This is a genomic window from Nostoc sp. FACHB-892 (assembly GCF_014698795.1).
GTDB lineage: Bacteria > Cyanobacteriota > Cyanobacteriia > Cyanobacteriales > Nostocaceae > Nostoc.
Genome location: NZ_JACJTR010000031.1, coordinates 29,334 through 50,769, shown reverse-complemented (window position 1 = coordinate 50,769; position 21,436 = coordinate 29,334). Strand labels below are relative to the sequence as shown.

The window sequence follows — 21,436 nt, the reverse complement described above, 5'->3', positions numbered from 1 at the left end:
AATTAAAGTGCAGGTAGTGGTAAATATGTAGTGAAACCTGATAATTTCTAACTCAAATTATTCATTTTTAGCTATTGGAATTTTGAATTACATTTAACTGACTGATTGAATTGAGGAAGTGTCGCAATTGTACCAGGAGTGCTGGACGGCTGACCCTTATGCTTCCCTCTGACTTCTACTTTGGGGCACAGTACTTTTATCTCTGCGAAGAAAATTCTGTCTGATGGCCTTTAGTAGCAGTTCTGATTTCTCATTGGTTGCATTCTGACGGATTTATTCACAATAGCTGAATTCTTCTTCAATCATTCTGAAAATTGTAACAATTCGCTAAAAAATTTACATAGATTATAGTGGTATAATTTCTTGGTATTTGGCAGCAATTTTCTCACACTTTTACTTTTAACAAAAGTATTGAACCCTTAAAAAAAATTTCAAGCTCCCATGAACAAAATATCACTTAACAACAAATACTCAATTATTCCTCTATTAGGTGCAATAATAGTCACCAACGGATTTTTCTCCACAGTATCGGCGCAAAATATTTCTGCTCCAGAGACTACTGATTCTGTTGCCGTCACTGTCGAAAATCAAGAGTTTCCCCAATGGGGATATTACACGGTACGCAGAGATTTTCGCAGATGTGCTTCTCCAATATGCGGTGGATATTTCATTAAGCAGGTAAACTTGAAAGCTACTCCTTGCTTAGATGGTGTTTTTCGCTCCGAATGTTATGTGTCTGCAATTGATTGGAGTTCCCTGAAAGTCCCACCTTCCCAACTGGTAAAAATTCAAAATGATGATGGTAGCCGTGTGATTCTTAGAGGTAATATCGTTCCAGTAACATTTCCTGGATTCGGTGAATTTGGGAATTTGAGAGTAAAAGAAGCTTTCTATGCCGCCACAAATGTCCCAGCAAAAGGTACTTTTGTGGCACTAAAAGACAATGGCATTCGTTGCATCACAACTCCTTGCTTCTCCACAGATAATCTGGTTCTAAATAAACCTAAGACTGCTCAAGTTTCGTCAATCGATTTGAGTAAAATCGGTGCAACGCAAAAACAACTTGACGCAGCAACAAACGAAATTTTCGATCAAGGTTTGATTGCTGTAGGTAAAACTGAGGTAGTAGAAAACGTAGACCCAATCAAGAGAGATACTAAGTTTGTGGCTACACAATTTTATCTGAGAGTGGAACCGAACTAAAGAAATAAGGTTATCTTTGCCACTGGCTCATCCTAAAAGTGTGCGATTGCCTATCTCAAAGAAGCGTTACGCACTTGGAAGGGAGTCAAGCCAACGGAAGGCGTGTTTGTGGTAGCTTGAAAAGAAGGGAGGAAGCCGGAGGCACAACAGGCCAGGTCTACTGTGATCGCTCCCTTTGAGTGGACGAGGCGGCAAAGGATTGTAATTGCGCTGTCTAAGGAAACTGCGTACACGCCCCAAGGTAAGGCAGTAGAATTGCAAGAGATGATGCGACGGTATCCGATATGCGCGCGAGACTCCGGCTTTTTCAGCAATTACAAAGCATCCGTGCGATGTATCGATTCAATCAACTCCTCAACTTCTTCTTCATCCAGACATTGTTTCACCTGGGTGCTGAACCACTCAAATTCTTCCGGTTCTGTGTCCTGGACTCGATAGACGAGTAATGTTCCAGCAACGCGGGCAAGAGTAAGAGGTGATGGAGAAACGTGGCTCAGTAGATCGCACGCATTCTGGTATATTTCCATGACTGATAATTCGGACAAAGGAGATCCCAACTGAGCAGAAAGCTGTTTTAGATTCTCCTGAATAGATGAATGGAAGTCTGAATCTTCGGGATGGGAAAGAGGGTTACTCATAATTATCGTTCAAATGCCATTGGATTGGGACTAGAAGCAATTTAAACACTTTTACTGAAGTAATAGATGCGTTCAGAACAGTCATGTATGAGTTGATTTGCAGAATCCGGGGTTTGATTTATTACATGAATGCTGGAGTGACAATCCGGCGAAAGCTAAATTGTGATCAAAAAACTGCTGGCAAAGTTTCCGCAGTGGGGATTGGTTGTAGTAGAAGGGGTGCTGGTGAAGTAGGAGGAGTAACAAATGCGTTCGTCACTCTTACAGGGAAGTTATATTTACTAAGTACCATTTTCCTGATGAGTTTACACTGATATCCCAATACTCAGAAAATAAGCGAGGAAAAGGCTCACCACTAAGCACATACCCTTCAGAAGAAATGACAAAGTTGGTCATTTTACCATTAACTTGAACCCGAAAAATATGCTGATTATCTTCCTGTTTATAACTAATGGGTGCAGCTTCAATAACTTCAGGTTGATAAATAATATCAAATGAAGTACCAAAATCACGTTGAAATACATAGTATTGCAGGTAATAAAATGGTTCAGAAATATAATCAAACATCTGCTCGAAATCCTTCATAGTCCAGTCCATTTGATACTGGATAAATAAAGAAGTGATTTCTTCAATTAAGTGATTTTTACTAATTATTTGTTGATACTCTTGCTCACCCATCTCGAATTGGATTAAAATTTGGTTCCACTGTTCCTTATCTTTACAATATTTGAGAGAATAACGATTAGTAAATTTTGAATTAATATTTGTTGCAAACTTAATTAAGTCAGAGTCATTGGTAAATTCTTTATTAAAGAGATGGGTAAAATTATAAATTTCACGACAAAAAATAACGGGTAGCAACCCAGCAAATAAGACCACTAGTATCAGTATATACTTAGGAAGTGTCTTTGAGTTGATTGGAGTGAATGAGCTATTTCCATTACCTCCTCGATAATAGCCACCTCCACCGCCTCCACCGCCTCCAGTGCCTCCACCACCACCACCTTTGTTATGTACTAAAATGCCATTAGCATAAAAATTATGATTGGGATTCACAGATATAAGATTATAAACTGTGATATTTTCCTTAATATGAGCAATATTGGAAATGAAAATCCTGGAATCCCCTTCCCCAATAAGCTGGTCGCCAATTTCAAGTTTTTGGGCTTGCTTTAACTTAACTCCTGTGTCAATTTTTATATAGAAGGGATGAGTTTCTGTTACTTTAATTTTGTTATTAATTAATAAATATTCAGGTGATATTAAGCTTTTAATTTCTTCTATTTTTCCTAACTCAAGTTGGTGAGTTGCGAAGTTATAACTAATAATACTATCAGCTTTGTTCAATTTTTCGATAGGTTTATGTCCCTGAGATGTCAAAACCGGAGTTCCCTGTGCAAAACAACCTCCACGAGCATAAACAGGTTCGGTAATCCAAAAAACAAGTAGTAATATTATTAAAAAAATTGAGATATTTTTAATCAGGTGGTTTATATTTTTCATTTTATCTTTCCAAGAATAAATCGATAAATTTATTTATCTCAGCCATTTAGGATAAGTAAATCCAATTTTAGGGAGTACATCAATATATCCACACTTGTTACTTTGTATTTCTGTTTGTTTGCATTAAGAATTATTTAGATCAAGGTTACTAAAGAAACACCCTTTTCTTGACATTCCCAATCTATAGCCCAATCTGGCACTGTTTTTTCTCGTTATCTCCTTGATAGAGTGGAGATATGCCCGTTATTTCACGACTTAACAAGCAAAGTCAGGTTGCAAAATTCATCTCCCACCAGTTCAATAAGGATAGCGTGAGCGGTAGTTTGAAAACTTTATAAAGTAAAGTTTTGTAAATTTCTCAAGTTCCTGCGAAAAACCGAAGTTTTCGGATGAAAGCATAGTAGCCTAATTACTAGCTATTTAGTAGCTAGTAACTTGATTCATGGTGAGTTTTGGGATGAAAGCATAGTAGACCTATGGCTAAATATTAGATAGCAAGTAACCTGATACCTGATACCCAATCACTCAATAACTTTTGGAAAAACAATTTCGAGATTTTTTGAGAAACTGCTCATCTAAATGAGCAAACCAACCGTACTAAACTAATCGAGAGAATTTGCTTTATGGCTAGAGTTACCGTTCCACCAAATTTCATCGGCACCCCCAATTCCGACACCTTAGTTGGGGAAGAGTTAAATGCATCACCGGCAATTGGTATTGACATTTTAACTGGAGGTTTTATTCGTACAGACTCAGGAAAGGACACTATTACTGGCAAGGGTATCGGCAGCAACGGCAGCGAAATCGACTTCCAAGGCGGAAATGGAACTGGCATCAGCAACAGGGGCAGTCTGAATACCGGGGACGAAAATGACACTATCACTGGCAAGGGTATCGGCGGCAACGGCCGCGGACGCCGCAGTGGCAACGACAGTGGCGAAGAGGGCGAAGAGGGCGACGGCGGCGGCGGCGGAAATGGGACTGGCATCAGCAATAGTGACAGTCTGAATACCGGGGACGAAAATGACACTATCACTGGCAAGGGTATCGGCAGCAACGGCGGCGACGGCTTTGAAGGCGGCGACGGCGGAGCTGGAACTGGCATCAGCAATAGTGACAGTCTTAATGCAGGGAACGGAAATGACACTATCACTAGCAACGGTACTGGCGGCGGCGCTGGCAGGGGCAGCCAAGGCGGCGACGGCGGAAATGGAACTGGCATCAGTAATAGTGGCAGTCTGAATGCTGGGGATGGAAATGACACTATCACTAGCAACGGTACTGGCGGCGAAGGCGGCGGGGGCAGCAGTGGCGGCGACGCCGGAACTGGAATTGGCATCAGCAATAGTGGCAGCCTGAATGCTGGGGATGGAAATGACACTATCACTAGCAACGGTACTGGCGGCGAAGGCGGCGAAAGCGGCGGCGTTGACGACGGCGGAATTGGGGCTGGCATCGGCAATATTGGCAATCTGAATACAGGCAACGGAAATGACACTATCATCGGCAAGGGTATCGGCGGCAAAGGCGGCCCTAACAGCGGCCCTAGCGAAGGCGGAACTGGGACTGGCATCAGCAATAGTGGCATTTTGAATACTGGGAACAGAGAAGACACTATCACTGGCAACGGTACTGGCGGCGAAGGCGGCGAAGGCGGCGGTGGCGGCGAAGGCGGAGCAGGAATTGGCATCAGCAATAGTGGCAGTCTGAATGCTGGGAGCGGAAAAGACACTATCATCGGCAATGGTACTGGCGGCGAAGGCGGTAACGCCGACGGTTTTGCCAGCGTTGGCGGAACTGGGACTGGCATTAGCAACAGTGGCAGTCTGAATACAGAGGAAGGAAATGACACTATTATCGGTAAGGGTATGGGTGGCAGCGGCGGCAAAAACGGCAACGAAAGTAGCAGTGACGGAACTGGGACTGGCATCCAGAACACTAAAGACGCCACCATCGATACCGGCTGGGGTAACGACACCATCACTGGCACTGGCAGCAACTACGGTATTGAAAACTCCGGCACCATCGATACCGACTGGGGTAATGATATCGTCGATGCTCTCACTGGTGGTTTTGGTGGCACTGGCACTACTATGCTTGGAAGCGGCAATGATATTCTCAAAGGATTTGGGAGCGGATTCTTTGATGGTGGCAATGGCAAAGAAGATAAGCTGCTCTTTGGCACTGGAAGCTATACAGTCTCAGATGCCGTAAATATCGAAGGCTTCTATACAATAAACAATGGAACGACAGATATGTTCGTAAAAAACTTCGAGTTCATTGGTAGCGCCAGTGATCCTGCTACCGCTTTTAGTTTCTCTAGTATTATTGGCGAAACTTTTATGGGGGTATGACGAAATACGTGCAAAATTACCCAGCTAAAAACTGGTGTGACCGCAACTCAATCGAGAACGCTGTCATAAGCGGCAGGAATATACAGGGCTGACAAAAGCAAGCTGCTCAGGGCTTTGATTAAAGACACAGCAAATTTACTGCTGAGTTAGAACCAAAAACTTATAAACAGATTGGAGCTTGCATTTAATCATGACAAATAATAAACCAGAACTGTTCATTTAGCCCCTTTACCTAGAAACGAAATTTCTCAAACAACTTTGGCGTAGGCGTAGCCCGCCGTTAGGCATCGCACCAATCGATCAAACCACCAAAGATCAACTCTGTGCTAAAAGACGCGCTAAGAGGTGCTATGGGAATTATGGACTGTTGGTATTGGGTGGTTAATCGAGTTCTTGACTCGGAATGGATGAGATCGGGAGAGAGATTTAGGGCGTACCTATTTTGAAATGCTTTGTAAAAAAGTGGTATGTTTTGTCTAAACCCTTAATTTATCTTTTTCCAAGTTGATATATTAACTACGCAGTCAATAACTATATTAATTACAATACCTTTGCCAATTCACGAGGCTGAAGTGATGATACTTTGACCATTAACTCCCATTTCTTTGAGGGTTGGCAAAAACAATCAATCCTAAAAATTCTTTTAAGGTTTCCCACAAGGGTTTTTTAACGTATTGACGGCAGGATAAGGGTTTTAGATGACAAACTACATTTTAATCAAACCGCTTACATATGCTTAGTTTTGCCGTTTTTGCCAAAATTTATTTAGGCTCTTATTTTGACAAAGGTATTGTAATTAATAACCACTGAGAGAGGTGATTATGGCTAATTCATTATTCAATTTCCTTAACGTCTCTGATTTGAATGGCACTAATGGCTTTATAATTAACGGCATTGCACCAGGTGAGTCTTCAAACGTCTCAGTCAGCAATGGGGGAGACATCAACGGTGATGGCATTGACGACCTGATTATTGGGGCACCAACTGCCGACCCCAACGGCAACTATAGTGCTGGGCAAAGCTATGTAGTGTTTGGGGGAAGGAATCTGGGCAGTGGCGGCAGCCTCAACGCCTCTGATTTGAATGGCACTAATGGCTTTTTAATTAACGGCATTGCAGAAAGTGACTTCTCAGGCGGCTCAGTCAGCAATGGGGGGGACATCAACGGTGATGGCATTGAAGACCTGATTATTGGGGCAAGTAATGCCGGCCCCAACGAAAATTTTCCTGGGCAAAGCTATGTAGTGTTTGGGGGGAGGAATCTGGGCAGTGGTGGCAGTCTCAACCCCTCTGATTTGAATGGCACTAATGGCTTTATAATTAACGGCATTGGCATTAGAGGTGGCTCTTTAGGCTCCTCAGTCAGCAATGGGGGGGACATCAACGGTGATGGCATTGACGACCTGATTATTGGGGCACGAAATGCTGCCTCTAACGGCAACCCTAGTGCTGGGCAAAGCTATGTAGTGTTTGGGGGGAGGAATTTGGGCAGTGGCGGCAGCCTCAACGCCCCTGATTTGAATGGCACTAATAGCTTTATAATTAACGGCATTGCAGAAGGTGACTCTTCAGGCTCCTCAGTCAGCAATGGGGGGGACATCAACGGTGATGGCATTGACGACCTGATTATTGGGGCACTAAATGCCTCCCGTAGCAAAAATTTTCCTGGGCAAAGCTATGTAGTGTTTGGGGAGAGGAATCTGGGCAGTGGCGGCAGCCTCAACCTCTCTGATTTGAATGGCACTAATGGCTTTTTAATCAACGGCATTGCAGCACGTAACTTTTCAGGCTCCTCAGTCAGCAATGGGGGGGACATCAACGGTGATGGCATTGACGACCTGATTATTGGGGCATTTGGTGCCGACCCCAACGGCATTCGTGGGGCTGGGCAAAGCTATGTAGTGTTTGGGGGGAAGAATCTGGGCAGTGGCGGGAGTCTCAACCCCTCTGATTTGAATGGCACTAATGGCTTTTTAATTAACGGTGCAGCAGGTGGCTCTTTAGGCACCTCAGTCAGCAATGGGGGGGATATCAACGGCGACGGTCTTGACGACGTGATTATCGGGGCACCATCTGCCTCCGTCAACGGCATCTTTGCTGCTGGGCAAAGCTATGTAGTGTTTGGGAGGAGGAATCTGGGCAGTGGCGGCAGCCTCAACCCCTCTGATTTGAATGGCACTAATGGCTATTTCATTAACGGCATTGCAGTATATGACCAATTAGGCATCTCAGTCAGCAATGAGGGGGACATCAACGGTGATGGCATTGACGACCTGATTATTGGGGCATATGGCGGCTCCCCCAAAGGCAACTTTTATCCTGAGCAAAGCTATGTAGTTGTAGTATTTGGGGGGAAGAACATTGGCAGTGGTGGCACCCCTGGTAAGCTGACTGGAACTCCTGGTGCAGATACTCTTGTTGGCACAATTGGCAACAATATCATCGAGGGCAAAGCAGGTAACGATACCCTCACAGGCAACGGTGGTCAAGATAAGTTTGTATTTCGCGTTGGCGATCGCAATGACATTATCACCGATTTTGATGGCGTTGGTCAGGGCTACAACCCATCAGCAGGGGTAATTGCCAATGTTGATACACTGCAATTTATCGGTTCGGGCTTAACTGCCCAAAATCTGCAACTAACTCAAAAAGGCAACAACTTAGAAGTCACCTTTGAAAATGTGGCATCCACCAAAGTCCAATTGCAAAACTTCCTTTTAGAAAATCTGGATAACGTGCCAGCAAATTCTTCAAGACCTGCACTCGGCAATATTTTGTTTGATGGGCAAAGTACCATTGCTGACAGCTTTGATGTGATTGATACTAACTCCACTCAAACTAGCATTTTCAACAAAAACACCGTCACCTTCCTTAATGAATTAAACAATAACATCGCAGGTTTTGACAACTCAGATGATGTGATTAATGGTCAAGGAGGTAACGACATAATTAATGGCTTAAGTGGCAATGACCTGTTGCGGGGCGGGTCAGGCGATGATATTCTCATCGGTGCATTCGGCAATGATACTCTTGTGGGTGGTGTAGGCAATGATATTTTCGTTGGTGGTGTAGGTGCTGACAGATTCCTTTACAACACCGATGCTGCTTTTGCCCGAAGTGCTATTGGTGTAGATGCCATTACTGACTTCAACAGTTCCCAAGGTGACAAGATTGTACTGGATAAAACTACTTTTAGTGACATTACCTCTGCTGCGGGAACGGGTTTTAATAACTTGAGTGATTTTGAAGTCACTAATAAAGCGGGGACTAGCACGGCGATAATTGTCTATGATCCCGTGAATGGGCAATTATTCTACAACCCGCAGGGTAATTCATCTGGTGGTTTATTTGCGACTCTAACTGGTGCGCCAACTCTGACGGCATCAGATTTTGTCTTGCAAGCATAGTTTGTCCAAAACATAAAGTTTCTTCCAAGGAACTCCAATCTTGCCCAGTTATCAAGGAATCCAAGCCAAGTGAATCCCAATGACAGCAACGTTAACAAACCATCTCTAGAAATCAATGCTTCTCGCCAGTTTACTGCTTGGCTGTATGAGCAAAACCTGAGTTTGTCCTTCACGACCTATCAAGCGGGGAAGTTATTCTTCATCGGCTTGCAACCAAACGGCAAATTATCTGTATTTGAACGTAGCTTTGAGCGGTGCATGGGGCTGTATGCCAATGGCAACAGCCTCTACATGAGTTCTTTGTACCAAGTGTGGCGATTTGAAAACATCATCCAACCCGGACAAAACCACCAAGGCTATGATGCTGTTTATTTGCCGCAGATGAGTTATGTGACGGGAGATTTGGATATTCACGACATCGCTTTGAGTAGAGCAGAAGAAAAAGATTTAGATTCACAAAAATTAGTATTTGTCAATACCTTATTTAGCTGTTTGGGAACAGTTAGCGAAAGCCATAGTTTTGTCCCTTTGTGGCAGCCAAGCTTTATCAGCAAGCTAGGGGCGGAAGATAGATGTCACTTGAATGGGTTGGCAATGCAGCAAGGAAAACCCAAATATGTCACCGCCGTCAGCCAGTCTGATGTGGGAGAAGGCTGGCGAGAGCATCGGGCAAATGGCGGCTGTGTCATTGACGTAGAAAGCAATGAAATCGTGTTGCAGGGGCTGTCTATGCCCCACTCCCCGCGTTGGCATCAAGAAAAACTCTGGCTGCTCAACTCAGGCACGGGAGAGTTTGGCTTTGCCGATTTAAAGCGGGGAGTGCTTGAGCCAGTCGCCTTCTGCCCAGGATATCTGCGTGGTTGTGCATTTTATGGCGACTTTGCAGTAGTGGGAATTTCTCAACCCAGACATAACAAGACCTTCAGTGGTTTGCCCTTAGACGAAAAATTGCAACAGAAAAACGTCGAACCTCGGTGTGGATTACTGGTGATTGATCTAAGAAGTGGCGATATTGTTCATTCCTTGCGAATGGAGGGGGTGGTGCTGGAATTGTACGATGTAGTAGCACTTTTGGGAGTACGTCGCCCAATGGCGATCGGGTTTCGTAGCGACGAAATTCGGCGGATGGTAACGGTGGGATGGGATCAAAAATTCTAATTTACAGGAATCAAGAGCAATGGCACCTAATTCAGCAGTTTTTGAACTCTCTGACCTCGACGGCAACAATGGTTTTGCGATCATTGGGTCTTCTTTTCTAAGCGGTTCCGATAGCAGTGCCGGAGACATCAACGGCGACGGCTTCGATGACCTGATTATTGGGGCATTGGGGCAAGTAGTGCGTCCCCCAACGGACAGTCAGGTGCAGGAGAGAGCTACGTAGTGTTTGGTTTTCAAATTGCAGCTACCACTAATGAAGATACAGCTGTTAACATCCTTGCTAGCAATATCTTACGTAGATATACAGATGCAGAAGGCAATACTTTAATTATTAGTGACTTCACTAACCCCACTAACGGTACACTCATACTTAACGACAACAACACTGGCAACGACTTCTTCATCTACACCCCCAATGCCAACTTCAATGGCACTGACAGCTTCACTTTTACTGTCAGCGATGGCAATGGCGGTAGCACCATCGGTACTTTCAACCTCGATATTGTCTCAGTTACTGGTGTGGTTATATCTCAGGGCGAACTCACGTTAAAATCAAGTATTTCGGAGTCGGTCGCCCCAAATTTTGATAACTTTGTTGCCTAAATTTTGAATCAACCATGAAACAACTTGGTGCAATTCTTTGGCTAACAGGCTTAAGTAGTGCAGGGAAAACAACTATTGCTAACCGTGTAGCACAAAAACTACAAAAGCAAAACTACAAAGTTGAAGTGTTAGATGGTGATGTTGTTCGCACCCATCTTTGTGCAGGATTGGGTTTTAGCAAACAAGACCGAGATACAAGTGTGCGTCGTATTGGCTTTGTGGCTAACTTACTTAGCCGCAACGGCATCATAGTAATTGTTGCCGCAATCAGCCCCTATCGTGAAGTTCGAGAGGAACTCAAAAAAACTTCTACCAATTTTATCGAAGTTTATGTTCAAGCTCCACTTGCAGTTTGTGAATTCCGTGATGTGAAGGGGCTTTACGCTAAAGCAAAAGCAGGAGAGATTAAGCATTTTACTGGCATTTCTGATCCTTATGAAGAACCATTAAATCCAGAGATTATCTGTCAAACTGATAAGTTCACTCCTGAGCAATGTGTTAAGCAAGTGCTTGATTATTTAGAACGGCAAAACTTAATCAGTGCTTTGGATAAAAATCTCATATCAATTTAATCTAAGTTGGTAAATACTATCCTGCTGAGTTACTTGTTCATAAACATAAAAGCTTGGGCGTGGCATAAAAGACTACGCCCAACAGTTTTATAAATGTCGCCAGAAGTTCTTACTGATAGTCAAGAGACTGATTACCTTGGGTTCTGTTGCTGCTTCAGGGGCATGACCAACAGCCACCGCAGTAACTTGTGGTGCAGGAGTCGCTAACAGAGAATTGAGTAATTCCATTTGATAATCAACATCTTCTACTGAGCGATATACCCTGTATGGTTCAATTTGCATACCCAAAGGTGTTGTCACAATCTTTAGATATTGATTTAGGGCATTGATATAAGCAACTGAAAAATTTCTCTGTTCTACATAAGGACGAATAATCTCTAGTAATTCAATCGCTCTGTTGATTTCAGAAACTTCACAATTGCTGTCGATTTGTGACTGACTTCTTCTATAGCCTTTCATCATCTTTTCGGCTACCAAATTGTTAAATTTGCTAACGGCTCTTTGATGATTACCTAATGTGTGGACTTTGGTTTGCGCTTGATAACCGACTCTGCCCCACTGCACTGTTAAATTACTATCTTCGACAATGGCCGCCCAGAATTTATTGCTGTTTTGAATTGCGTCAACAAAGACTAAATAGATTTCCATCTTTCTTACCCTGTCAATTTCCTAACTTCAGGGCATTGCCCCATCTGAGATAGATATACTGAACGCGATCGCTACGAACCTAAAAGAGCGATCGCTACGAACCTAAAAGAGCGATCGCCCCCATAGAATAGGAGGCAATCGCTTTCTCATCAGTTCATATTCCGAAACTTAGCAGCACGCAAAGATTGAGTTTTCGCCGCAACCACAGGACTACTAGCCCGTCGTGCGGTTGATGCCCAGGACTGCATCCGCTCGACTGCCGCCGCATCCTGAATCGCAAGCGGGGTAATGGTTTGGCGGCAGGTTTCGAGGTCAGCAAGCGTTACCTGCTGCGGTCGTCCTTCATCGAATGCCAGCAGAGCAGCTTCCGAAGCAAGGGTTTCCAGTTCTGCTCCTGAAAACTTTGCGGTCGAAGCTGCGATCGCTTCGAGATATTCGGATTCCAGGTGAATGCCAAAGCGTTGCAGATGAATCTCTAGAATCTGGACTCGTTCTGGCTCCGTGGGCAAGTCAACAAAGAAATTTTCATCGAAACGGCCTTTCCGTTTTAGTTCACTTGGCAGCACAGATGGGTCATTACAAGTTGCGACGACAAACACACCACACTGTGATTCCGACATAAACGTGAGAATATTGCCCCGAATCCTCTGTGAGACTCCACTAGTGTCACCACTGCCGGAGAGGGACTTGTCTATCTCGTCAATCCACAATATGCACGGAGCAATAGCTTGGGCAGTCTTAAGTGCGCGGCGGACATTGCCCTCGGACTCGCCCACAAGAGAACCAAGAAGAGACGCAATGTCGAGTTGCAGAAGTGGTAAATTGAGTATACTCGCGATGTTTTTGGCACAATGAGATTTTCCTGTTCCGGGTGGGCCAGCCAGCAATACACCTTTTGGTTGGGGTAACGAGAGACTTCGCGCCTCTTGCGTGAACAGCCGCCGCCGCCTCATCAACCACTCGCGCAGAAGATCCAAACCGCCGAACGGGATTATTGCAGGTTTACCCAACTCGATACCCATTTGAGAGAGTAGCCGAGTTTCGTACTCGACGGCTTTGGGGATGAAATCAGCGTCAACTACGACACCATCATTAGTTAAGTTTTCTTTGACTGTTAACCGAAGGAAGTCGCTAATCTCCTCCAGGGTTAAACCCAGGGCAGCACGAGAAAGAGTTTCAAATTCAGCATTTTCTAGGGAAACGGTAAAATTTAATTCTTGCTCTCTAGCAGACTGTTGTAGGTCATGCAAATAAGAAGTGATATGCTCAAGTATTTGGTCAATACTAGGTAAAGGGACTTCACAATAAGGAATCAATCTGACTAGTGATTCGTGTAATCGTATATTCTGACCCAACAAGACAATGCGTTTATCTGTGGGTTTTAACCTGTGGTAAAGGTTTTTAACTTTGGATAAAATCTCCCATGATAATTGGGGTGAATTCTTAGCAATAAAGGGGTGAATATCTCCGAGGACAAATACACCATTCCCACTAAAGTTAGCAATGTAGTCGAATACAAATAGTAGTGGATCAGCGTGTTGTGGTCTTTTGTACTCTGCAACTGGCTTAAACACCAATCCCCCATCTGCTGCGATTAAACATTGCTCCAAGGTTAATACTCCCAGATTCCAGAAGAAAACTGGACATGAGAGCTTATTGTTAGCTTCAGCAGTCAACCACTGAATAATCGTCGCTTCATCGGGCGACAAGACATCAACCGCAGCAATGGGGATTTGTGAATCGAGTGTGGAGAGAAGATTTGAGAGTTTCATTATTTTTCAATTTGATAAGGAACTGGAGCTAGCTCATCGTGAGTATTAACAAGTCTCACGACTACTTCATAGGCTTCGGCATCGCCGTCAAAAACTTCTGCTGTACCGTTGTTCTCTTGGTAGGCGATTGCTGTTACTATGGCATTCAACAGCACACACAACCCTTCAGTATTTGCTTTGATGATCGTGGGCTGGTGTGTTTTCTGTTGTGCGTAAATGTGGATGAAAGGATACTCTTTAGGTAGGTACATAAAATTTCTTGGGGGAACCCAATCGTCACGGTTCCCCTTTTCCTGATTTACTGCCGTAAGCGAATAGAGTGAGTTGAAGTTGTCCGAAGTTGTTGGGTTTGGGCTTCGTCCTTGTAAATGCGATCGCTCTCGTTTACAACTCCAAGTGCTTCTTCAAATGGTTGCGTAGCCGATAAACAACTCAAACCCTCGAACCCCTCAGCCTCCACACGAACTTCACCTGTAGCGCTGTCAAAATGAATCAGTATTGAACGTTCCATGCTTATCTCCGTGCAAATTGTTTAACTTCTTGATGTCCAGCAAAAGTCAGCCGTAGAGTTTGCACAGTTCCTTTGGTTTCTTCACTAATCGCACATTCACCAAATTTTTCTTGTAACTCGGCAGCTTTAGCTCTTACCATTCGCTGTCCGTAAGCCAGCATCAACTTGTTACTAAAAAAGTCTTGTCCCAGCTTCGGAACTGTTTCATAACTATCGTGTATTACCTCGTACACGCCGCTTGACTGATTCCACTTGAATCCGATGTCTGCACGGGCTTTTATGGTGCGACCAGATACGATAATTTCAGCACTTTGTCCTTGAGAGCCACCGTAGTATCCTTTTAGTGATTGTGCTATTTCGTGAACTTGCGGATTCAGTTTCAAGTCTTGTAAAGCTTGTACTAGAACACCGATTCAGTAATCGGAAAATAAAATAAAAATCAGTGCATGATGAAATTCATAAAAGAGGAAAAAGTAGTGTAAATGCCGACCAGTCAAGGCTTATGACGACAAGCAGAGCTTGAGCGAGATTTAACAAAATTTCAAGGAAAGGGATAAGCTCAATTGAGGTAGATTCAAGTAATAAATGTGCGGCTCAAGCCTCGGAATCTACGTATGCGACCAGAAAAATGGCATCCACCGATAGAATTATCAGCATCAGAGCAAAGTATTGTTAAGCGGATTAAACGAGCGAAGCTGTTTACGTTTTTACGGCAATATCGCCATGAGTTATTTGATGAGGAATTTCAAATAGAACTGAGCAAACTCTATGCAGACTCAGCCAAAGGGCATCCACCAGTATCACCAGCACAGTTAGCATTGACGACAATATTGCAAGCATATACAGGAGCCTCGGATGCAGAAGCGATAGAAGCGTTGGTCATGGACAGACGTTGGCAGTTAGTACTTGATTGCATGGATTGTGAAAAAGCACCTTTTTCGCAGGCTACTTTGGTAAGATTTCGTAGTGCGCTGATTATCCAAGGTCTTGACCGTAGGCTGATTGAGAGAACAGTAGAACTAGCAGAGCAAACGAAGGGTTTTGGCTCAAGACAGTTACGGGCAGCACTTGATTCCAGTCCCTTGGGGGGAGCATCGAAGGTCGAGGATACATATAATTTGTTGGGTCACGCGCTCAAAAAAGCGATTGGCGTGATAGCTAACCAGCAGGGGCGGGGGCTGGCAGAAGTTGCCAATGACATTGGGTTAGACATCGTTGCGGGTTCGAGCTTGAAAGCCGCTTTAGACTTAAACTGGGATGACCCAGACCAGAAAAATTTGGCAATAGGTATCGTATTAGCGCAATAGATCGACTTGAGACTTTTGTACAAGTACAACCAGAAAATATCAAACACCCTCAAGTTCGTTCGGCTTTGGAGACTGCAAGGTTAATTGAAGCCCAAGATGTGGAAGTAGATGCTCATGGTGAGATAAAACTACGAACAGGTGTTGCCAAAGAACGACGTATCTCCATTGAAGACGAAGAAATGAGACATGGGCGTAAAAGCAAAACTCAGCTATTTGATGGCTATAAACGTCATGTCTTACGAGATTTAGACAATGGGCTGGTTCGCGCCGTTGGGGTCACAAGAGCAAATATCCCTGAGGCATCTGTTACTGATGCGATCGCCATCGACTTAAAATGCCAGAAAGTAAACCTGGTTGAGTTACACATCGACCGCGCCTACCTCAGTAGTTCTTTGGTTAAAAACAGAACCCAGGAACTGACTGTTTACTGTAAAGCAAGGCTTGTAAGAAATGGTAAGCTGTTTACTAAAACTGCTTTTACTTTAGACTGGGACAATCAGACTATTTGTTGTCCTAATCAAGTCACTTTACCTTTCGCCATTGGCGGCAAAGTCCAGTTTCCAAAGCATATCTGTGCGAGTTGTCCGTTAAGGGAGAGTTGTACTACTTCCCGAACTGGACGAAGTGTTTCCATTCATCCTGATGAGCCATTGTTCCAGGAATTAAAACAACGTCAATTAACTCCTGCTGGTCGCACCAAGCTTCGAGAACGGGTAGCTGCCCTTGCTTCTTTATCTCACATTGGTCGCTGGCAAGGAGATCAAGCTCGTTACGTTGGAACTCGCAAAAACTTATTTGACCTCCGCCGTACTGCCGTCGTCCATAATCTTCATGTCCTTGCCAAAATTTTTACTCACACTACTGAGCATTCTGCTACTTCATCCTGATTACTGAATCGGTGTTTTAGATGAATTAAATCTTACCCTAGCTCGGATAGTACCACTTTGTTTCCAACTTGATTGCTGATCAGACAAGTCCGCTTGTCAATAGGGTTTGAGACGCACTAACCCTCCCCTAAAACCTGGAAATCAAAGTATTGTAAGTTTTGGAGCAATTGCTTTCCCCAAGAATAATAGAAGAGCGCCAAACAGAGTCGGTAGAAAAAAACAAAGCTATGTTAAGAAAGATTAATTGGTTTGAAAGTCCTTTTACTTAAGGCTTCTGCCTTCTGCTCCTTGCATTTAGATGCGTTTGCCCTGGATCGCCCACTAGCAACTTGCTTATTAATTATTTTAATAGTTGTTACTAGCTACCAACTTTCTTGATAATACCGTCAGCTTAGTGTTTGCAACTAATTTTTGCTCTTTCCCCTCATAAAAACTTTTATTTTTTGTATTTTGAGATACAAAAAATAAAAGTTTTATGAATTTTAATTTTTAATAAAATGCTGATAGTATTTGTTACTTTAAAATTATTTATACTACTTAAACCTTCACGCTTTCATACATTAAGACAACCCCATGTTCATCTCTCGAACATGGGTTGTAATCCTTAATAGCTAAAGGAAATCTGTCTTATATAAACCGTCTTTATTATTATATTTTTCATACAAGCAAATTTATGCTTGCAATCGACTTTATTTATGGTAATAGTTTATTCCAATCGTGCTTATATAAAAATATTAATAATAAAAAACTATATGTGCTTTTTGTAACTTTTGAAATACGGCTTGTTATAAATAGTATTCCAAGATAGTCTTTTACCAAGTACTCAAGTGAGCAACTATTCTATCAATGTTGTAGCTTTTGGCATTTAGCAAAGTTAATTGGGCAGTAAAGTCTACCTGGTTTTAACTATATTTGTTAGGAAGTTAGCATTGCTCAATGTTAACCTATGCAACTTCTAAAGTTAAGCCGGAAAGCTGATGCAGTAGTAGTTTAACATCTATTTAGCCATTTTTACTATATGATCAAATGGCTAAATAGATGTTATACAAAATAATCTGTTGCCCTGATAAAAAAGTCATGATAAAAAAGTCAATTTTAATTATCTCTCAATTGCTCCCAAATGCTGCACTCAGCATCATTTATCGTCTAGGTTTTACTCGAACTATCTACTATAGAACTTGTTATAGTATTGCTTCAGATGATTTGGTGAACTCCTTAGGTAGAAAAGGATATTTAGGTTACTTTTTTCAATACTTTAACTATTTAACCTAACTAGGAGTTCTTGTAATGCCAAAACTTAAATTCCCTGAATCTCAAAAAGTAGCTAAACAAGTAAAAAATTATCTACCAGGCGGAGTTCACTACAACTTTCGTTATGCCGGAAAAGATACTATAATACCTTTTAATAAAGGGAAAGGGTCAAGAGTGTGGGATTTGGACGGTAATGAGCATCTAGATCTTTTTTGTAAATTTGGTGCTCTGATTGTAGGACATGGTAACGAGGAATATAATGCCAAGCTAATGCAGTATATGAATAAAGTCCTTTCTGTCGATCAATGTGATTTAGAAGGACTTGTTTGTGAGCGCATTATTCATTATGTGCCCAGTGCTGAAATGGTACGTTTTGGACTGAGTGGCACTGAATCTGTACAAAATGCTATAAGGCTTGCTAGAGCCTACAGCGGGAAGCCAAAATTTGTTCGATTCCAAGGACATTATCACGGTAATGCGGACAATATTATCGGAGGTAGACCACAATCTGCTGAACATCCTATACCTGTTGAGTATGAAGAAGATTTTCTAGGGACTGATGGTCGTGCTCCAAATATTTTGCAAGCTCAATCTTTTTTACTACCTTGGAACGATGCTATAGCACTAGAAAAGCTATTACAAGAACGTGGCCACGAGATTGGCGCTGTCATCATGGAGCCTATCTGTATTAATGGAGGCGGCATATTACCTCAACCAGGGTATTTGGAAAAGGTCAGAGAACTCTGCGATCGCTATCATATAATACTCATATTTGATGAAGTAATTACTGGCTTTAGAGTATCTCTAGGAGGCGCACAATCTCTACTAGGCGTTACACCTGATATTACTGTTCTTGCTAAAGCAATGGCTGGAGGAGCTTTACCGATGTCAGCTATTGTTGGCAAGAAGGAAATTATGCAACTATATGTAGACCAAAAAGTTATCCATGCAGGAACATTTAACGGTTATCCACTTGGTTTAGCTGCGGTGTTAGCTACTATTGAATTGCTTGAAAATGATGTCTCATGTTACGAGAGGATGGGAAACTACCTACTGCAAATAGGTCAATCTCTAGTTGAAGCAGCAAAAAATGTGGGAATGCTGATGGTAGTTCAAGGAGTACCCGGCATACTAATTTTTCATTCTCAAGAAAAACCCGTTAACAGTCCTGGAAGTTACGACGACACTACAAAACTTCGGGATATTTTAATCACGCGGATTTGTAAAGATTATGGCATCCAATTCTCAAAAATTTCTAGATTTTACAGTAATTTGATGATGAATGAGACAGATGTGAGCTTTTTCCAAGAAAGGATACAAGAAGCAATAGACGAAGTCCAAAGAATTAGCGAAATATTTTAAAATTGTAAAGTGTAAAGCTAACTATCTCAAAGAAGCAATTATTGCATTAACAGAATCTAAATATAGGTGCGATAGAAACCTGACAGTGGAGTTAAATTAAGACGATGGAATTGATTGATTGCAAAAATATTTTTATCACAGGTGTTACAGGAGTAGTAGGAGGAAGAATTTTATATGAAATTCTAGCTACTACAAAAGCCAAGGTGTATTGTTTAGTGAGGGCGGAGGATACAGAAAAAGCAAGAATAAGAATTGCAAATATGCTTGCAGTTTACGACCCAGATAGTATCCTGTACGAGCAATTTGAATCAAAAGTTATTCCTATAATTGGGGATATTACTAGACCCAAATTTGGCTTAAACCCTGAAGATTACTACCAACTTGTCCATCAAATTGACCAAGTGTTTCACGTTGCAGCAAATGTGAATTTAGTAGCCAGTTATAAAAAATTAGCTGAGGTGAATGTGCAAGGAACTTCAGAAGTAATTGAGTTTTGTCTAACTGGCAATATCCCAATGCTGCATACATCAAGTTACAGCGTAGTAGGTAGTAAACTTTTGGATGAATTTACATTTAAAGAAAACGACCTTGATATTGGACAAAGTTTTGATTATCAACCATATGAGTTGACAAAAATAAATGCTGAAAAGCTAGTTCATGAGGGAAGTAAACGAGGTTTAAAATGGGTTATAGTCAGACTAGGCGATATTTTTGGTGATAGTAAAACAGGCAGTTATCCACTTCAAGGTACTACTAATAGAGGCATATACTATAGTATTGTTAAAACCATAGTTGAAACAGAATTATTTTATTTTACTGAAGATTTTTTCTATCTAACCCCAGTCGATTATGCAGCCAAAGCTTCTCTTTACCTTGGTCTTAATCCATCAGCTTATGGTCAAACTTTTCATATTGTGAATCCAGACCAGAGGCATTTTTATGAATTTGTAAATCTCATAATTGATTTTGGTTATAAAGTTAAAGTAATTTCCATTGATTTATATCTAAAGTTATTTCAAAGCAATCTTATTTTAAAAGAAGGAAAAATTTACAGTTCTGCTTTTACTAGTTTTATACTTTTTTTATATTTTTTATTTGGTTCAGATTTACCTCCCCATTGTGTTATGGTTTTCTCAGGAACTAAACTTGATACATCAAATGCCCAAAAATTTCTTGATAAAGTAGGTATTATCTGCCCTAATGTTGATATAAAGTTAATTTCTACCTACTTAAATTACTGCATCAAAAAAGGTTTTATACCATCTCCTAACAAACAATATTCTCTTAGCAATCAGCCTCAATATAATGCTAACTACGAAGGCTACTTAAAGAATGAATTGAAATTAATTCAAGCAGAAAACTTGTCTACAAATATATCGAATACGCCTAATGATTATGGTCTAAATCAAGTATCTAATTCTATTCTCGAAGCTGAAGCAGAAGCTGCAACTATTCAAATATCCAATAACTCAAGTAATAAATATATGGAAGTTGCACTCTCAAATCCCATCGATAAAACCGAAGTTGCACCTTCTTCTTCGAGTCCGCAAGAAGTGCATAATTACATGGATACTTCAACTATCTTATCAAGCAATGGTAAACATGCTTCTAAAGTAACTACATTATGTCAGGTTCTGCCTAAATTAAAGGCAGTGACTATTACACAAGAAAATATACCAACCAGCAGTACATCAAATAGGACACCAAAAACGGCGCCAGTTTCTACATCACCTCAAGATCCACCCATCCTTGAAAACAAGAGTTATTCTGTAGAGGATAATTTTACCAATGTTCCAAGTACTGCTCCAGCGCCTATTGTAAATGTTTTAGCCACAGATTCCATCAATGTTATTAAATTTAGTACTCGATTGTTAGAAGTCATTAGTGACAAAACTGGATACCCAATCGATATGCTGGAAATGAATATGGATTTAGAAACAGATTTGGAAATTGATTTAATCAAGCGGGTGGAGATTTTTGCTGTGATGCAACAGGAATTCCCCGAAATTGAACTGGATGTTAAAGCGATCGCTGAGTTGCGAAGCCTTACTAAGGTAGTTAATGTTCTTTCATCACCCGGATTTTCTTATTTCCCTTCTTAATAAGGCACAGCTAATTCATTCGATCTCTTAAGGATTTTGTCAAAAGTATGAGTCAGAACTTTGCTTGAGTGGGAAAAATAAAAACTACCACCTTAACCAGCAAATTTATAAAAGAAGTTTAAAGTAGAAGAGATCAGACAGAAGTCTGATTTTATTTC

Annotated in this window: 16 protein-coding genes and 1 pseudogene; 10 read left to right on the top strand and 7 right to left on the bottom strand. The window is 41.8% G+C overall.

The features are described 5' to 3' along the window. The first annotated feature begins 441 nt into the window (after positions 1 to 441). Entirely contained in the window at positions 442 to 1,203 is a 762-nt protein-coding gene (locus H6G96_RS28800) for a DUF6748 domain-containing protein (RefSeq protein ID WP_190915941.1), read from the top strand. A gap of 314 nt (positions 1,204 to 1,517) precedes the next feature. On the opposite strand, the gene H6G96_RS28795 is transcribed toward H6G96_RS28800, so the two are convergent. Both H6G96_RS28795 and H6G96_RS28790 read right to left on the bottom strand, forming a co-directional pair. Beyond that, positions 1,518 to 1,841 carry a hypothetical protein gene (locus H6G96_RS28795; protein WP_190915939.1) on the bottom strand — a complete coding sequence of 108 codons (324 nt, stop codon included), beginning with the start codon at positions 1,839 to 1,841 and terminating at the stop codon, positions 1,518 to 1,520. A gap of 261 nt (positions 1,842 to 2,102) precedes the next feature. After that, positions 2,103 to 3,344: a Hint domain-containing protein gene (locus tag H6G96_RS28790; RefSeq protein ID WP_190915938.1), complete on the bottom strand. Its 1,242-nt coding sequence runs from the start codon at positions 3,342 to 3,344 to the stop codon at positions 2,103 to 2,105. A gap of 623 nt (positions 3,345 to 3,967) precedes the next feature. On the opposite strand from H6G96_RS28790, the gene H6G96_RS28785 reads away from it, so the two are divergent. The 6 genes from H6G96_RS28785 to cysC all read left to right on the top strand — a co-directional run bounded on the left by H6G96_RS28785 (position 3,968) and on the right by cysC (position 11,438). Next, positions 3,968 to 5,698 (top strand): hypothetical protein, encoded by a 1,731-nt coding sequence (locus tag H6G96_RS28785; protein WP_190915936.1) that lies wholly within the window; start codon positions 3,968 to 3,970, stop codon positions 5,696 to 5,698. Between the two features lie 821 nt (positions 5,699 to 6,519). Beyond that, complete coding sequence (locus H6G96_RS28780; protein ID WP_190915934.1) at positions 6,520 to 9,105, top strand: FG-GAP repeat protein; 2,586 nt, start codon at positions 6,520 to 6,522, stop codon at positions 9,103 to 9,105. Between the two features lie 69 nt (positions 9,106 to 9,174). After that, the gene (locus tag H6G96_RS28775; protein ID WP_190915932.1) at positions 9,175 to 10,263 is read left to right on the top strand and encodes a TIGR03032 family protein; all 1,089 of its coding nucleotides are present in this window, start codon (positions 9,175 to 9,177) and stop codon (positions 10,261 to 10,263) included. 19 nt (positions 10,264 to 10,282) lie between these two features. Further along, positions 10,283 to 10,486 (top strand): FG-GAP repeat protein, encoded by a 204-nt coding sequence (locus H6G96_RS41605; RefSeq protein WP_242063427.1) that lies wholly within the window; start codon positions 10,283 to 10,285, stop codon positions 10,484 to 10,486. Further along, positions 10,486 to 10,866 (top strand): cadherin-like domain-containing protein, encoded by a 381-nt coding sequence (locus H6G96_RS41600; protein WP_347242287.1) that lies wholly within the window; start codon positions 10,486 to 10,488, stop codon positions 10,864 to 10,866. The genes H6G96_RS41605 and H6G96_RS41600 overlap by 1 nt, the downstream gene beginning before the upstream one ends. Before the next feature lie 14 nt (positions 10,867 to 10,880). Next, positions 10,881 to 11,438: an adenylyl-sulfate kinase gene (gene cysC / locus H6G96_RS28765; RefSeq protein ID WP_190915930.1), complete on the top strand. Its 558-nt coding sequence runs from the start codon at positions 10,881 to 10,883 to the stop codon at positions 11,436 to 11,438. An 87-nt stretch (positions 11,439 to 11,525) separates the two neighbouring features. Here cysC and H6G96_RS28760 read toward each other — a convergent pair whose 3' ends face one another. The 5 genes from H6G96_RS28760 to H6G96_RS28740 form a co-directional block, all read right to left on the bottom strand. Then, the gene (locus H6G96_RS28760; RefSeq protein ID WP_190915928.1) at positions 11,526 to 12,086 is read right to left on the bottom strand and encodes a WGR domain-containing protein; all 561 of its coding nucleotides are present in this window, start codon (positions 12,084 to 12,086) and stop codon (positions 11,526 to 11,528) included. Positions 12,087 to 12,235: 149 nt separating this feature from the next. Continuing rightward, the gene (locus tag H6G96_RS28755; protein WP_190915926.1) at positions 12,236 to 13,858 is read right to left on the bottom strand and encodes an AAA family ATPase; all 1,623 of its coding nucleotides are present in this window, start codon (positions 13,856 to 13,858) and stop codon (positions 12,236 to 12,238) included. Further along, on the bottom strand, positions 13,858 to 14,109 hold the full coding sequence (locus tag H6G96_RS28750; protein WP_190915924.1) for a hypothetical protein: 252 nt from the start codon (positions 14,107 to 14,109) through the stop codon (positions 13,858 to 13,860). The genes H6G96_RS28755 and H6G96_RS28750 overlap by 1 nt, the downstream gene beginning before the upstream one ends. A gap of 47 nt (positions 14,110 to 14,156) precedes the next feature. Then, entirely contained in the window at positions 14,157 to 14,369 is a 213-nt protein-coding gene (locus tag H6G96_RS28745) for a DUF2997 domain-containing protein (protein WP_190915922.1), read from the bottom strand. Between the two features lie 2 nt (positions 14,370 to 14,371). Further along, positions 14,372 to 14,752 (bottom strand): DUF1257 domain-containing protein, encoded by a 381-nt coding sequence (locus H6G96_RS28740; RefSeq protein WP_242063426.1) that lies wholly within the window; start codon positions 14,750 to 14,752, stop codon positions 14,372 to 14,374. A 231-nt stretch (positions 14,753 to 14,983) separates the two neighbouring features. Between H6G96_RS28740 and H6G96_RS28735 the strand changes: the two are divergent. The 3 genes and pseudogenes from H6G96_RS28735 to H6G96_RS28725 all read left to right on the top strand — a co-directional run bounded on the left by H6G96_RS28735 (position 14,984) and on the right by H6G96_RS28725 (position 21,278). Next, positions 14,984 to 16,563 (top strand): annotated as a pseudogene (locus H6G96_RS28735) (IS1182 family transposase). 1,287 nt (positions 16,564 to 17,850) lie between these two features. Then, on the top strand, positions 17,851 to 19,176 hold the full coding sequence (locus H6G96_RS28730) for an aminotransferase class III-fold pyridoxal phosphate-dependent enzyme (protein ID WP_190915920.1): 1,326 nt from the start codon (positions 17,851 to 17,853) through the stop codon (positions 19,174 to 19,176). Between the two features lie 104 nt (positions 19,177 to 19,280). Continuing rightward, positions 19,281 to 21,278 carry an SDR family oxidoreductase gene (locus H6G96_RS28725; protein WP_190915918.1) on the top strand — a complete coding sequence of 666 codons (1,998 nt, stop codon included), beginning with the start codon at positions 19,281 to 19,283 and terminating at the stop codon, positions 21,276 to 21,278. Positions 21,279 to 21,436: the final 158 nt, after the last annotated feature.